Below are 14,545 nucleotides of genomic sequence, written 5' to 3'. Positions count from 1 at the left end.
TCCCGCCCGACGAGAAAGGTGGACGGATGCGCCCCAGCGGCCTTCGCTGCATGGACCTGACCGATGGTGTCGCGGTGATGGCGGTCGTGAACCGCACCCCGGACTCCTTCTACGACAGGGGCCGCACTTTCGCGCTCGACCAAGCTGTCGAGAGCGCCGTGCGCGCGGTCGAGCGCGGCGCCGACTGGATCGACATCGGCGGCGTGCCCTTCGGGCGCGGTCCCGCGGTCTCGGTCGAGGAGGAGATCGAGCGCGTGGTCCCGGTGATCGAGCGGCTGGCCGCGTCGCATCCCGAGGTGATCGTCTCGGTCGACACCAACCGCGCCGCCGTCGCCCGAGCGGCCCTCGAGGCCGGCGCCGCCGTCATCAACGACACCAGCGGCCTGACCGACCCCGAGATGGCGCGCGCCGTCGCCGAGGGCGGCGCGCACGTGATCCTCTGCCACAGCGCCGGCAGGCCCCGCGAGGAGAAGCCCGCCGCGCACTACGAGGACGTGGTGGAAGAGGTCCGCGCGACCCTGCTGGACCAGGTCGCACGCGCCGAGGCGGCCGGGATCCCGCGCGAGCGGATCATCATCGACCCCGGCCACGACCTCGACAAGAACACCCTGCACTCCCTGGAGATCACCCGTCGGCTCGAGGAGCTCACGGCGATCGGGCTCCCTCTGCTGGTCGCCGTCTCGAACAAGGACTTCATCGGCGAGTCGATCGACCGCCCCCAGGGGGAGCGCCTGGCGGGCTCCCTCGCCGCGATGACCGTGTGCATCATGAAGGGCGCGCGCATCGTGCGCATGCACGACGTCGCCGAGACCGTGGACGCGGTGCGCATGACCGAGGCGATCCTGGGCCTGCGCGAGCCCGTGCGCCTCGAGCACAACATGCATCCGACGCACAACGTGTGAGGACGGGGCGGGGCAGCGGGCTGTCCCGTCTCGGAGAGGGGCGGCCGGTGACCGTGGCCGCCCGACTCCGTCGACCGAGGTCAGTCGCCCGGCGTCGGCCCGTCTGACTCAGTCGATCTTCGTCAGCGCCCGACGCCGGCCCGTCCGACTCAGCTGACCTTGGTCAGCGCCCCGCCCTTGTGCATCGCGACGTGATCGGTCGTGTCGCTGCGGATCGTGTACTGGGGATCCTCGGGGCTGCAGTGCCGCGTGCGTCCCTTGAACTCGACGTCCTGGGTGTGGACCTCGGTGATCACCCCGGAGACCACGCCGGCCTCCGAGTTCCACTGCACGTGGTCGCCCGTCGCGAACTGCGTCATCGTGCGCCTCCCATCGGCCGAGGAGCCGGACGAGGGTCCGTCCCGAGTCCTGCCCGGGTCCGATCGTCGGCCCTGGTCCTCGTCCCCTCGGCGGATCCATCGTGCCACGCAGCGCATGTAACCTCGGCGCCATGACGCTCGCGGGCCTGCTGACCTTCTTCGGCCTCGCCGTCGTCACCATGGACGTGCTGGGCGGCGTCATCGCCGCCACGTTCCTCGCGCGCGGCATGCGCCCCCTGCACCTGCTGTACTTCCTGGGCGGCTACGCCGTCGCGGTGCTCGCGGTGACCCTCGTGCTGAAGCCGATCCTGGCCTTCGCCGGCCGCTGGGTCGCCCCGGTGCTCGATTCCGGGGTGCGGGTCTCGGTCATCCAGCTGGTCGTGGGCTGCGCCCTGATCGGCTTCGCCGCCTACCAGTGCCGCAGCGCCCTGCGGCCTCGCCCGCCCAAGGACCACCACACGATCGACCAGGTGGGCTCGCTCGCCGTGGGCGGACTGCTGCTCTCGCTGACGACCTTCGCCGATCCGACCTTCACGATCGCGGTGGGCCTCGCGATGCAGACCCACAGCCTGCTCGAGGAGATCGTGCTGCTGGTGGCATGGAACGTGATCTACCAGCTGCCGCTGGTCACCGTCACGGTGCTGTCCCAGTTCGGCCTGCACACTCGGGTGCTGCGCGCCCTCGAGAACTTCTTCGGCCCGCGCCGACGGGTCCTTCTGCTCATCTTTTCGGCGCTGCTGGCCACGGGCGGGATCGTGGTCATCGTCGACGGCATCGTGGCGCTGGCCAGCACACATCACTCCTGGCTGCAGTCGCTGCTCCTGCTGCGCTCGGAGCACGGGGCCTGAGCGGCGCGGGGAGGACGGGTTCGGGCAGGCCCGGGCACCCGGGCACGTGGGCACGCTGGCGCCCGGGCAGGTCAGGGCAGTCCGGTCAGGGATGGACAGGGCCGGACGGGGCCGGACAGGGCTGGACGGGGCCGGACGGGGCTGGACGGGGCCGGACAGGGCCGGACGGGTCGTACCCGCCCCCGATCGGTGCGCCACGACCCGCGGCGAGCCGTGGCACCGCGTCCCGTGTCATGGAGCGGCGTGTACGCGACATCCGTGCAATATCTGGCACGGATGTCGCACATAGGCCCTCCGGTGACATGTGCAGGGCCGATGCATCCCTGTAAGGCGCACACGGTGGAGGGGTGCACCCCTCGGTGGCACGCACGCAGGGGCGATGCACCCCTCTAGGGCATGCACGGTGGAGCGGTGCACCCCTCCGCAGCACGCACGTCGGAGCGGTGCACCCCTCGGCCACAGATACGGGTCGGCCGCAGATGCGGGTCGGGGCGACGGCGAGGGCGGCAGGCGCGGCGCGCCCCCAGCGCTCAGCTCTCGACGATCTCCCCGTTGTCGTCGAGCCGCACCTCGTGGCCCCGGCGCGCCGAGGCGTAGCAGGCGTCGACGATGCGGGCGCGGCTGAGGCCCACGCCGCCGTCGTGCTGCGACCAGGACGCCTCGTCGCGCACGTGCTCGAGGAAGCGCTCGACGACGGCGCCGTGGCCGCGGCCCTCGGGCGCGGTGACCGGGGTGTCGGTCGCGTCCTCGCCGTCGCCCGTGAAGATCGTGAGCTCGCCGGAGGGCGCGTAGCCCTCGACCTTCAGGTCGGCGCCGCCGTCGGTGCCGTAGAGGGTGATGCCGAACTCGTCGGGGGTGGCGCGGTGGGTCGCCCAGCTGGTCTCGAGCATGATCGAGCCGCCGCCCTCGAGGCGCAGCAGGGCGCTCGCGAGGTCCTCGACCTCGTAGGCCGAGTCGGTGCCGGACTTCAGCCCGCCGACGGCCCCGCCGAGGCCGCGCGGGCCCAGCTCGGCGTGGGTGACGGCGGAGACGGCGGTGACGCGCGGTTCGCCCATGATGTGCAGGGTCCAGTCGAGCACGTGCACGCCGAGGTCCACGAGGGGCCCGCCGCCGGACATCGCCGCGTTGGTGAACCAGCTGCCCAGCGCGGGGATCCCGGCCCGGCGCAGCCACATGGCGCGTGCGTGGTACGGGCGGCCGACGGTGCCGTCCTCGACGGCCGCGGCGATCGCCTCGATGTCGCCGCGCCGACGGTGGTTGAAGACGACCTCGAGCACCCGGCCGGCCTCGCGCGCGGCATCGACCATGGCCTGGCCCTCCTCGCCGGTGCGGGCGATGGGCTTCTCGCTGAGCACGTGGGCGCCCGCGCGCAGCGCGCCGATCGCGATCGGCGCGTGCAGGAAGGTGGGCACGGCGACGCTGACCACGTCGAGGTCGCCGCGCGCGACCATCGACTCCCAGTCGCGGTAGGTCGCCTCGATCCCGTACTTCTCGGCGAGCTCGGCGCGGACGTCGTCCTCCATGCCGGCGATCGCGACCAGCTCGACACCGGGCGCCGCGTCGTAGGCGGCCATGTGCTGCTGGCCGGCCCAGCCGATGCCGACGACGCCGGCGCGGATCGGAGTGTTCTGAGAGGTCATGGGGGAGCGGCCCTTCCGTCGGCGCTGACAGGCGACCCGGAATCCTCGGTCAGGTGGCGGATCGCCCCGGTGCGAAGAGTTGATTTCGGGTCTATAGATAAGTGCGGTGACGACCTTATCACCGCGTCGACGGCGGCGATCAGGGGCGATGGCGCCGTGCAACCCCTGGGCGATCCAGCGCACGGGGGACGGTTCTGCGGGGCGGCACCCCGTGGCATGCTCGTGGGCGTCCTATCGGGGATCGGGTGCTTTCGACCGTCCGGCCTGCCCTCTGTTCGCGAGCGTTCCGGCCCGTTCTTGACTCGCGACGGCACCGTACCGCCCCAGGAGGTGGACGCGCATGACACAACGCACCGAGCACAGCGACGAGGCGGACCTCGACCGCCGCGTCGGCGAGCTCCGCGCGGTACGGGACGGCTTCGACGACCTCCCCGTGCCCACGGTGGTCCTGCACGGTCCGCAGTTCCGCATCGTCGCCGCCAATGCAGCCCTCCGACGGCTCACGGGCCGCGAGCACGTCGTGGGCAGGACCGTCCGCGAGGCGTTCCCGGAGGTCGAGGGCCAGGCGCTGCTCGGACTCGTGGAGCAGGTCTACCGCACCGGCGAGAAGGCCACCGCGTACGAGTGGCGCATGCAGCTCGACGTCGGGGGCGGCAGCACGTGGGAGTCCTACCAGGACTTCGTGCTGACACCGCAGAAGGATGCGGGGGATCGGGTCACGGGCGTCATCACCCAGCTGATCGACGTCACCGACAGGGTGCTCGAGCGATGTCGCGCGGAGTCCGCGACGGCCACGGCGGAGCGCCGGTACGACGAGGCGCACGAGACCGTCGTCGAGCTGCAGAAGGCGCTGCTGCCGCCGTCACTCCCCGTTCTGCCTGCGGTGCGCACGGCTGCGCGCTATCTGGTCGCGGACCGCGAGCAGGCCGCGGGTGGGGACTGGTTCGACGCCATTCCGCTGGTCGGCGGGCGCCTGGTCCTCGTCGTCGGTGACGTCGTCGGCCACGGGGTGGCGGCATCGGCGGCGATGGGGCAGCTCCGGGTGGTTCTCGAGGAGGCGCTCACGCGATCGTCCGACCTCGGGGAGGCGGTGCATCGGGCGGACGACATCGCCTCCCGCAGCTCAGATATGCGCGGGAGCACCCTCTGCGCGGCGGTGCTGCACGTCCGCGAGGGTCGGATCGACTACAGCACCTGCGGGCATCCAGCGCCTCTGCTGGTGGCGGCTGACGGGACCAGCCGGCAGCTCGCGCCCAGCGGTGGGACGCCGCTGGGAACCGGTGGTCCCGTGCGCTCGGCCTCGGCGCCCATCGGACCGGGGGAGACGGCGCTGCTGTTCAGCGATGGGTTGATCGAGCGCGCCGGGCACACTCTCGACGAGGGGCTGGGAGCCGTGGAGGAGGTCATCGGAGCCGCCGTTCGCGACACCGCCCTGCCCGAGGGATCCGCGTCCTCACCCGCCGAGCGGATCTGCCAGCTCGCCGTCGAGCTGCTCTCGCGCACCGGGTACGACGACGACATCACGACGCTCGCGGCGCATGTGCTGGCCTCCCCGCAGCTGCCTGTGCGGGTCGTGGTCCCAGCGACCGTGGACGGACTGCTCGAGGCTCGGGGGAGGCTGAGCGAGTGGGTGAGGCCGCTCGACCTCTCGCCGGAGGAGCTGCAGGGGCTCGATCTCGCCATCACCGAGACGATCACGAACGCGATCGAGCACGCCTACCCGGAGCAGGGCGTCGGGACAGTGCGGGTCGACGCCGCTCTCGGCGAGGACGGTGTGCTCGAAGTATCCGTCATCGACGAGGGAACCTGGGACGAGCGCACCCAGCCCTCAGTCACCAGCGGACGCGGCCTGTGGATCGCAGAGTCCGCCACCGACCGCCTGGAGATCGCGCATCGGGGCCGTCCGGGGGACCCTGGGAGCCGCGTCGTGATGCGCCGAGCGCTGAGGCACCCGCCCCACCTCACCATGCCCCAGGGGCGCGCGCCCTCTCCTCCGGGCGACGATCACGACGGCCTCGAGATCACCGAGGACGAGCGCGATCCTTCCCGGCTCGTGCTCAGGGGCTCTGCCGACGTCTCCTCCGCCGAGCGGCTCACCGAGCAGCTCGGCCGCAGCGGTCGCGGCGGCTTCCGCGACCTCACGCTCGATCTCTCGGGTCTGCAGCTGCTCGCGAGCTCGGCCGTGCGGGTCCTCCTCGATCTGCGTGCGCGCCACGACGCGCATGGTCACGAGCTGTGCCTCATCGCCTCCTCCGGGACGCCCGCGCAGTCCGTGCTGGACGTCGTCGGCCTGCCCTGGAGCGAACCCCACATCCACGACGGCCCGCCCCGCGACCCAGGGTCCACCGCACCAGCGTCCTGAGAGGACAATCCTCCTATGCCTTCCGACAGCATCGAGAACCTCGCCCGAGACTTCCGTGACCTCAGCGCCTTCCTCCACGCCGGCGGTGCGGCGTCGACCGCGCGCCAGCGCCTGGTGGACCTCGCCACGTCCTCCATCGACGGGTGCGACTGGGCCGGCATCACGGTGCGCCCCGAGAACCGTCCCGCCTTCAGCCTGACTCGCTTGGACGACGTCGTGCGCGAGGTCGACGAGTGCCAGTACGAGTTCGGGGAGGGACCCTGTCTGGACGCCGCGCGCATGCACGAGCCCGTCCTGAGCCGGGACTTCGAACAGGAGACCAGATGGCCGCGTTTCACGGCGCACGTCCTCGAGCACAGTCCCGTGCGCGGCGCGCTCTCCTTCCATCTGCTCGACGATCCCTCGCCCACGGCGCTGAACCTGTATTCCGCATCGAGCGACGGGCTGGACGACGAGGCCGTCGCGACCGCGAGCCTCTTCGCCATCCACGCTTCGGTGATGATCGCCCATGCCGACAGCGCCGACCGCGCCGCGACGCTGGGGGCGGCGCTCACCACCAGCCGGCAGATCGGCGCGGCGGTGGGGATCCTCATGGCCCTGCACCGGATCTCCGAGAACGAGGCCTATGACCTCCTCCGGGTCGCGAGCAACCATCTGAACCGCAAGCTGCGCGACATCGCCAGGGACGTCACCGAGAGCGGTGCCCTCCCCACGGGGGCCGATGGCTGAGAGGCAGGAGAGGCGCGGACCGCGCCCCTCAGCGATCGCGCGTGAAGGTGTCCTTCGCCGTGGCGAACAGCTTCGCCGCGACGCTGCGGGCGGACTCCACGATCACCCGGCGCTCGGCCGGATCGCCCTTGAGCAGGGACTGCGCCATCGAGCGCGCCTGGTCGAGCGTGACGTGCGGCGGCAGCGGCGGCACGTTCGGATCGGTGAGCACGTCGAGCACCACGGGCCCGTCGGCCGCGAGCGCCCGATCCCAGGCCGGTCCGACGTCCTCCGGGTCCTCGACCCTGATCCCTGTGAGGCCCAGCAGCCGCGCATACCCTGCGTAGTCCATGTCCTCGACCAGCTGGCTGGTGTCGTAGCGGGGGTCGCCCGCCTCGCGCATCTCCCACGAGACCTGCGTGAGGTCGTCGTTGTGCAGCACCATCACGATGAAGCGCGGATCCTCCCACTCCTGCCAGTGGCGCTTGACGGTGAGGAGCTCGTTCATGCCGAGCATCTGGAAGGCGCCGTCGCCGATGGTGCACACGACGGGCCGGTCGGGGTGGGCGAACTTCGCGGCGAGCGCGTACGGCATCGCGGCGATCATCGAGGCCAGGCTGCCCGAGAGACTCCCCATCATGTCGCGGCCCAGCCGGATGTGCTGGCCGTACCAGTCGGCCGTGCTGCCGGCGTCGGCGGTGACGATGGCCCTCCGGGGCAGGCGCTCGTTCAGTTCCTGGAACACGTACCGAGGATTGATGGGATCGGCCGTGGTCGCGGCCAGGCGCCCGGTGACCTCATCCCACTCGCGCATGCCGTCGACGATGCCCTGCTGCCAGGAACGGTCCGACTGGCGCTCGAGGAGCTCCAGCAGGGCACCGAGGGTGCTGCGGGCGTCCCCGAGCAGGTTCACCTCCATCGGGTAGCGCAGGCTGAGGTTCTGGGCCTTGAGGTCGATCTGGACGCCGCGCGCCTGCCCGGTGGCCGGGAGGAACTCGGTGTACGGGAAGCTGCAGCCGACCATCAGCAGCGTGTCGCAGTTCTTGAGCATGTCGTAGCTGGGGCGCGATCCCAGCAGGCCCGCCTGCTGCGTGTGATGCGGCACGTCCCCGGGGACGACGTCCTTGCCCAGCAGCGACGTGACGATGCCGGCGCCCAGCCGGTCCGCGACCGCGAGCACCTCGTCGGTCGCGCCCGCGGCGCCCGCACCCACGAGCATCGCGACCTTCGATCCGGCGCCGAGCACCTCGGCCGCGCGGCGGAGCTCGTCGACAGGGGGAAGCAGACGCGTCGAGGGGCGGCCGATGCCGGTGCGGGAGACGAAGTGGGCGTCGGCCGGTTCCTCCATGGGCTCGTCCTGGACGTCGGCGGGGAGGATGACCACGGCCGGGCAGCGATCGGCCGTCGCGATGCGCAGGGCGCGGTCCAGCACGGTCTGCGCCTGCATCGGCGTGGTGACGGTCTCGACGTACCCCGCGACGTCCTGGAACAGCCGCTCGAGGTCCAGCTGCTGCTGGAAGTCGGTGCCGATCGAGACCCGCGCCTGCTGGCCGACGATCGCGAGCACCGGCTGGTTGTCCATGCGCGCGTCGTAGAGGCCGTTCAGAAGATGGATGGCGCCGGGGCCCGACGTCGCGATGCACACGCCGGCCTCGCCGGTGAACTTCGCGTGGGCGGTGGCCAGGAACGCGGCGATCTCCTCGTGGGTGGGCCGGATGTACCGGAAGTCCTTGCCGGCGCGCTCGGCGCGCTCGAGGGCTCCGTCGAAGCCTCCGATGCCATCGCCCGGGTACCCGAAGAACCGGTGGAGGTCCCAGGCGATCAGGCGGTCGATGATGAAGTCGCTGACGGTGGTCTCGGCCATGATGCTCTCCTTGTCCGGTCGCGCCCATGCGCGGCCCCTGGTGCGCGGAAGGCCGGGTGCCGGCCCTCAGCGGTCCTGCGGACTGCCCCCTTGCGGCTCCTCGGGATGCTCCTCTGCCCGGTCGTCCTCGCGGCGATGCGTGCGATGGCGCTGGTGTGCAGGGCGCGCGCCCCGGAAGCGGTGGGCGTCGGCGATCTCCCAGTCGTGGGCCCAGGCGGCATCGCGGGCGCCGTCGAGCAGCTCGCCCTCCTCGAGCCAGGGGTAGAGCTCCTCGAACGTCATCACGCGCGCCGGATCGATGCGCCGCAGCACATGGCGTGGGCCGAGGTCGTCGAACGACTCGAGTCCCATCGCCGCCAGCAGCTGCATCGCCGAGAGCACGGTGGCCCGCTGGTAGCGCATCACCCGGGGGCCCTTGTCCTGGACGACCACGGCACGTGAGCGGCGGGGATCCTGGGTGGCGACGCCGCTGGGGCACGTGTTGGTGTTGCAGCGCTGGGCCTGGATGCACCCGGTCGCCATCATCATGGGGCGTGCGGCGCTGCAGAAATCCGCGCCCAGTGCCACGCGGCGGATGATGTCGTTGCCGCCTGCGATCTTCCCCGAGCAGCCGATCGCCACCCGGTCCCTCAGGCCCGTGCCGACCAGGGCGTTCTGCACGACCACCAGACCGTCCGTGAGCGGGGTGCCGACATGATCCTCGAGCTCCAGCGGGGCGGCGCCGCTGCCGCCCTCCGCCCCGTCCACGGAGATCCAGTCCGGCGTGATGCCCGTCTCCAGCATGCCCTTGCACATCGAGAGCACCTCCGAGCGGTCTCCCACGCAGAGCTTCAGGCCGATGGGCTTGCCGTCGGTCAGCTCGCGCAGCCGCGCCACGAAGCGCATCATCTCCACCGGGGTGGAGAAGGCGCTGTGGGCGGCCGGGCTGACGCAGTCGCGGTCCTGGGGGACATCGCGTGCACGTGCGATCTCCGGGGTGATCTTGGCTGCGGGGAGCACACCGCCCACGCCGGGCTTCGCGCCTTGGCTGAGCTTGATGAGGATTCCCTTGACCTCGGGCTTCGTCGCCTTCTGGGCGAACTCGTCCGGATCGAAGCGGCCCTCGGGTGTGCGGCAGCCGAAGTACCCGGTGCCGATCTCCCAGATGACGTCGGCGCCGTGCTCCAGGTGGTACCGCGTGAGGCCCCCCTCCCCGGTCTCCTGGGCGAAGCCGCCCATCGAGGCGCCGAGGTTCATCGCCAGGACGGCGTTCGCGGAGAGCGACCCGAAGCTCATGGAGGACACATTGAGCATCGCCGTGTCGTAGGGGCGCGTGCAGTCGGGCCCGCCCAGGCGCACCCGCGGGGGAATCCTGCGCGGCTCGCGAGGGTTCGAGGCGTGCAGGATGTGGTCGTAGCCCGCGCCTGTGATGTCGTTCTGCGTGCCGTAGGCGTCCTCCGCCCCGAGTCCCTTGGCGCGCTGGTAGATCATCGTGCGCGTGTCGCGATCGAAGGGACGGCCATCGGTGCTGCTCTCGATGAAGTACTGCTGGATCTCGGGCCGGATCGCCTCGAAGGCCCAGCGCGCATGGCCCACCACGGGGTAGATCCGAAGGATCGAGTGCCTGCGCTGCAGGAGATCGCGCGCACCGAGCGCGGCGACCCCGGCCGCCGTCAGCGCGGTGGCGGCGAGGCCGAGAGCGGCGCGGGAAGGATGTCGGGAGGTCATGGGGCGTATACCTCGTCATCGGGGCGGACGGCGCCCTCGAGCGCCTGGATGCCTTCGATCGTTGCACAGGCCCGGCGCGTCCGGCGATGTCTGCACGAAGAGGGTCCAGGGGGAGACAGTCGCTCATGCCGCGGTGGTCGGGTCGTCGAGGGGGCAGCGGGGGAGCGGCGACGGCACCAGGAAGCGCACCGGGACCGAGCGATGCCATCGGGTGTCCTGATCCGCCGGGTTGTCCACCCGGGAGCGCAGGAGCTGGAGCGCGATCGGGTCGACGTGCTGTGCATCTCGGGCATCGACGACGAGCGGCGATGCGGGGTCCAGCAGACGGGCCCGCTCGATCTGGCACGCGAGCACCTCGCGCGTGGCGCCGGTGAGGCAACCGGTCACCAGGATCGTGACCACCTCGCTGTCGACGTCCGCGCGCACCAGGATGGAGATCTTGTGGGACATGCAGCAGGCCTTCGTTCTGCTCGGAACGACGGGCGTCCGCTCGAGGGCGCGGCGACCGTGGTTCGGATCGTGGGCTCGTGCCCGGGGAGGGGTCGGCAGCGCACCGGACGCGGACCCTCTGCGCGGACACGCCGGGCGGCGGACCGCTGTGCGGCCCGCCGCCCGGCAGTCGACCGGAGCGCGGTGCGGGTCAGGAACCCTGGCCGCTGTTGCGGCCGCCCTCGCGCTTCGCCTCGGCGGGCTGCGCCACCGCTCCCTCGCGGCCGGCCTCCTGCGGGTCCGCGGCGTTCGACTCGCCGAAGCTGCCGGTGCTCGCCTCGCCGCCCTTGTGGGCCTGCTGCTCGGTGTCCTCGCGGTTGCCGAACTGCCCGGGGTTGTTCGTGTCAGCCATGTCGCTCTCCTTCGTGTCGTGCACCAGTCGGAGGACTGGCGTGAGCTCCGCGCTCGTCTTCGACGCTAGGGAGGTGGGGAGCGCTCGGCAATGCTCGGGACCGAGCGGTAAGCCGGGGGCCCGTGTCAGATCGTCGCGACCGACCCCGCGTCGACGCGGTAGTTCGACCCGTTCACGAACGAGGCGCGCTGCGAGCACAGGAAGGTCACGACCGCGGCGACCTCCTCGGGCCGACCGCGTCGACGCAGCTCGAGATGAGGGCGCTTCTCCTCGAGGAACGATCCGATCGCCTCGTCGACGTCCGTTCCCTTCTGCTCGGCGCGGCGCGACATCATCGCGTCGGTCATCGGAGTCCGGATGAACGCCGGAGACACCGTGTTCACGAGCAGCCCCTCGGTGGCGTAGGACCGCGACAGGCCCTTCGCCAGGGCGAGCACGCCCGCCTTGGCTGCGCAGTAGGGGAGCTCGTCGTCGTAGGGCTGTACGGCGTCCTCCGAGGTCAGGTACACGATCCTGCCCCAGTCGCCCCGTCGGAGATCGGGGAGGAATTCCCGGGTCACGCGCACCGCGCCGAGCAGGTCGACTTCGAGGGTCTGCACCCACCCCTCGTCGTCGATCTCGTGGAAGAGGCCCTGTGCGCCCGTGATCCCCGCGCAGTGCACCAGGATGTCGATCTCGCCCACGGTCTCGCGGACGAAGCGCCCGAGCGCGCGGAGGTCCTCGACGCTGGTGATGTCGGCCCGCTGGTGGACCAGTCTGCCGGGCGGCGCCTGCAGGCCTCGCGCGGCGGCGTCGAGCGCCTCCTCCTCGAGATCGGTGAGGACGACGGACGCGCCCTCTGCGAGGAGCTCCCTCGCAGTGTGCCAGCCGATGCCCGAGTCGCCGCCCGTGACGAGTGCTGTCCGCCCCTCGAGTCCCATGTCCATGTCAGCGGATCCTTCCGTCGAGCTGCTCCGGATCGGTCGGCGCGTCGGCGAGGACCTGGCGCGCACGATCCCGCGCTCCCTCCACGTTCCACAGCAGCACGCCGACCGGACGCTTCTGCTCGTCGAGGTAGTAGACGACCGTGCGCTGCGCATCGAGATCGACCTCGTGCGTGCGCAGCTCGGCGCGCACGCTCCCGATCGCCTCCCACGACGTGCCGAGGATCGCCGAGTAGAAGTACGGCGTGTGGTCGTAGGGGGCGTCGCCCCCCGCCATCGACCTGCCGGCTGCATCACCCGACGCACGGGCGTGGTCGACGTGCTCGATCCGCGTGCGGCCGAGGATCGCGTCGGGGTACTCCGCGATGTCGCCGGCCGCCCAGATCGACGGGTCCGACGTGCGCAGACGGGTGTCCACCACCACGCCCTCCCGAACCTCGAGGCCCGCACGGGCCGAGAGGTCCACGCGCGGGGTCGCGCCGAGACCGACCACGATGACGTCGGCCGCGAGCGCGGTGCCGTCGTCCAGCACGGCCTCCAGGGCGCCGTCCGCGCGGCGACGGGTCCCGTCCACCCGCCGACCCGGCATCAGGTGCACGCCGGCATCCTCGAACAGCTGCTGGTGGCGTCGGGCGATCCGGGTGGGGAACTGTTCGCCCCCCAGGACGTCCTGGGGATAGCAGAGGGTGACCTCCACGTCGTTCTGGACCAGCGCGGCCGCGAGCTCGGAGCCGATGTAGCCCCCGCCGACGACGACGGCGCGCGCTCCCGGCTGTGCGCGACGGCGCAGCGCCCGGTAGTCCGCGAACGAGCGGAAGACGATGACGTCCTCGTCCTCGTCGCCGGGGAGCCCCTGCGGCTCGGATCCCGTGGCCAGGAGCAGACGCCCGTACTCGATGTGCTCGGCGTCGGCGGTCACCACCTCGCGCCGACTCGGGTCGACGGCGGTCACGCGGACACCGAGGTGCACCGTGGCGCCGGTCGCCTCCGCGGTGCCCAGCGGCACCTGCGCCTCGGTGAACTCCGGATCGGTCCACAGCTTCTTGGTGAGCGCCGGACGGGTGTAGGGAGCGTCGACGTCATCGCTGAGGATGCCGATCGAACCGTCGCGATCCTTCTCGCGCACAGCGCGGGCGGCGTCGTCGCTCACCTGTCCGCCGCCGACGATCAGATAGTCATAGGAGGTCATGTCTGCCAACTCCTCTCCTCATCCGTGACGGCGCGTGCCGCACGGCGGCCGACCCTCGTCGGCGCTGGGCGCGACCCTACGCGGGGGCAGGGGGACGGGCCAGGGCCGGGTGCGATAGGGGCGGGAAGCCGCAGCGACCAGTTGTAATCCGGCAGGAGCCGGGCTACTGTCACAGGTGGTCCAGCAGAGGGCCGTCGAGCCGCAGGATGTCTCGGAGGACTCTGTCATGACCCCGGAAATCGCTGATCGTCTGCTGTCCCCCGCGCCCCCTGCAGGGCCCCGCGTCGAGCGCGCCGCTGGGGTGGGGAAGACCGAGGCCCCTGCGGCCGCCCTTGGCACCGCGGCCCCGGTGGGCGCAGAGCCCGTGATACCGGCGCCGGTGCATCGCACGCCGAGGCCAGGAGCGGCGCGACCGACTGCTGAGATCTCGCCCGACGCGCCGGCGCGTCCTGGACGGGACCGGGCGGACGAGGCAACCCCGACCGGCCGCGGGTCGCGGCGCGAGCGGGTGATCGACGGCGCCGCACAGGTGTTCGCCGAGTACGGGTACCACGGCGCGAGCCTGCGCCACATCGCCGCGCATGTGGAGATCACCCACCCCGGCCTGCTCCACCACTTCGCGTCCAAGGAGGACCTGCTCGACGCCGTCGTCGACAGGATGGAGGCCCATGCGCAGGATGCGCTGGACCGCATCGACGAGCTCGCCGCCGACGCGGAGTCGTTCGGGCGCGCCCTCGCCGAGATGTGGGATCCGTGCTCGGCGCCCATCCAGCTGCTGGCCACGCTGGACGCCGACGTGGTGAGCCACGACCACCCCGGGCGGTACCGGATCGCGAGACTGCACCGGGTGCATGAGCACGTGCTCGAGCAGTGCGTCGCCCGCCTCGCACGCAGCGGCGAGCTGTGCCAGGGCGTCGAGCCGGCCTTCGCGGCGCGGAGTCTGCTCTCGCTCGTGCTGAGTCTCGCGCTGCGCGAGAAGACGGTGCGGACGATGCAGCGGCAGACGCACGACGATGCGCCCCTGACGGACCTCCACGAACTGGCCGGGTTCTTCCTGCGGGGTCGCCCGGACGGAGCGTGAACACCTGCGGGGCCGAGCGCGGCCTCCGAGGCATTCTGCTTTCCGAACGGTAGGGAGCCGTCGGTCGCGCGCTTCGTGCTCCTGCTTCTGTGCGCGCTGCCGGACCGGATCCCTGCTCGCA

Annotated in this window: 13 protein-coding genes; 5 read left to right on the top strand and 8 right to left on the bottom strand. The window is 71.7% G+C overall.

Annotated features, from left to right (window positions below; translation table 11 throughout):
• Positions 1 to 50: 50 nt before the first annotated feature.
• Positions 51 to 902, top strand: a complete 852-nt coding sequence (gene folP, locus FHG10_RS05670) for a dihydropteroate synthase (protein WP_227488057.1) — start codon at positions 51 to 53, stop codon at positions 900 to 902.
• Positions 903 to 1,051: 149 nt separating this feature from the next.
• Here the strand turns inward: folP and FHG10_RS05665 are convergent, their stop codons facing one another.
• On the bottom strand, positions 1,052 to 1,261 hold the full coding sequence (locus FHG10_RS05665; protein ID WP_152352339.1) for a hypervirulence associated TUDOR domain-containing protein: 210 nt from the start codon (positions 1,259 to 1,261) through the stop codon (positions 1,052 to 1,054).
• Positions 1,262 to 1,392: 131 nt separating this feature from the next.
• Between FHG10_RS05665 and FHG10_RS05660 the strand changes: the two genes are divergently transcribed.
• Positions 1,393 to 2,109: a hypothetical protein gene (locus FHG10_RS05660; protein WP_152352338.1), complete on the top strand. Its 717-nt coding sequence runs from the start codon at positions 1,393 to 1,395 to the stop codon at positions 2,107 to 2,109.
• A 530-nt stretch (positions 2,110 to 2,639) separates the two neighbouring features.
• On the opposite strand, the gene FHG10_RS05655 is transcribed toward FHG10_RS05660, so the two are convergent.
• Positions 2,640 to 3,749, bottom strand: a complete 1,110-nt coding sequence (locus tag FHG10_RS05655) for a Gfo/Idh/MocA family protein (RefSeq protein ID WP_152352337.1) — start codon at positions 3,747 to 3,749, stop codon at positions 2,640 to 2,642.
• Positions 3,750 to 4,089: 340 nt separating this feature from the next.
• Here FHG10_RS05655 and FHG10_RS05650 point away from each other — a divergent pair, with 340 nt between their 5' ends.
• Together FHG10_RS05650 and FHG10_RS05645 are read left to right on the top strand one after the other, a co-directional pair.
• The gene (locus FHG10_RS05650; protein WP_152352336.1) at positions 4,090 to 6,111 is read left to right on the top strand and encodes a SpoIIE family protein phosphatase; all 2,022 of its coding nucleotides are present in this window, start codon (positions 4,090 to 4,092) and stop codon (positions 6,109 to 6,111) included.
• Between the two features lie 15 nt (positions 6,112 to 6,126).
• Positions 6,127 to 6,840, top strand: a complete 714-nt coding sequence (locus tag FHG10_RS05645) for a GAF and ANTAR domain-containing protein (RefSeq protein WP_152352335.1) — start codon at positions 6,127 to 6,129, stop codon at positions 6,838 to 6,840.
• Positions 6,841 to 6,868: 28 nt separating this feature from the next.
• Here the strand turns inward: FHG10_RS05645 and FHG10_RS05640 are convergent, their stop codons facing one another.
• The 6 genes from FHG10_RS05640 to FHG10_RS05615 form a co-directional block, all read right to left on the bottom strand.
• Positions 6,869 to 8,683: a thiamine pyrophosphate-requiring protein gene (locus FHG10_RS05640; protein WP_152352334.1), complete on the bottom strand. Its 1,815-nt coding sequence runs from the start codon at positions 8,681 to 8,683 to the stop codon at positions 6,869 to 6,871.
• A 66-nt stretch (positions 8,684 to 8,749) separates the two neighbouring features.
• Entirely contained in the window at positions 8,750 to 10,390 is a 1,641-nt protein-coding gene (locus FHG10_RS05635; protein WP_152352333.1) for an FMN-binding glutamate synthase family protein, read from the bottom strand.
• A gap of 123 nt (positions 10,391 to 10,513) precedes the next feature.
• Positions 10,514 to 10,840, bottom strand: coding sequence for a hypothetical protein (locus FHG10_RS05630; RefSeq protein ID WP_152352332.1), 327 nt, complete (start codon positions 10,838 to 10,840; stop codon positions 10,514 to 10,516).
• A 190-nt stretch (positions 10,841 to 11,030) separates the two neighbouring features.
• Positions 11,031 to 11,231, bottom strand: coding sequence for a hypothetical protein (locus tag FHG10_RS05625; RefSeq protein ID WP_152352331.1), 201 nt, complete (start codon positions 11,229 to 11,231; stop codon positions 11,031 to 11,033).
• A 125-nt stretch (positions 11,232 to 11,356) separates the two neighbouring features.
• A complete protein-coding gene (locus tag FHG10_RS05620; protein WP_152352330.1) occupies positions 11,357 to 12,157 on the bottom strand; it encodes an SDR family NAD(P)-dependent oxidoreductase in 801 nt (266 codons plus the stop codon).
• Between the two features lies 1 nt (position 12,158).
• The gene (locus FHG10_RS05615) at positions 12,159 to 13,343 is read right to left on the bottom strand and encodes an NAD(P)/FAD-dependent oxidoreductase (RefSeq protein WP_152352329.1); all 1,185 of its coding nucleotides are present in this window, start codon (positions 13,341 to 13,343) and stop codon (positions 12,159 to 12,161) included.
• A gap of 508 nt (positions 13,344 to 13,851) precedes the next feature.
• Here FHG10_RS05615 and FHG10_RS05610 point away from each other — a divergent pair.
• Positions 13,852 to 14,424: a TetR/AcrR family transcriptional regulator gene (locus tag FHG10_RS05610; RefSeq protein WP_227488056.1), complete on the top strand. Its 573-nt coding sequence runs from the start codon at positions 13,852 to 13,854 to the stop codon at positions 14,422 to 14,424.
• Positions 14,425 to 14,545: the final 121 nt, after the last annotated feature.

This window comes from Brachybacterium subflavum (genome assembly GCF_009299795.1).
Classification (GTDB): Bacteria; Actinomycetota; Actinomycetes; order Actinomycetales; family Dermabacteraceae; genus Brachybacterium; species Brachybacterium subflavum.
The sequence above is the reverse complement of the archived record's forward strand: the minus strand, read 5'-3'. Positions and strand labels throughout refer to the sequence as shown.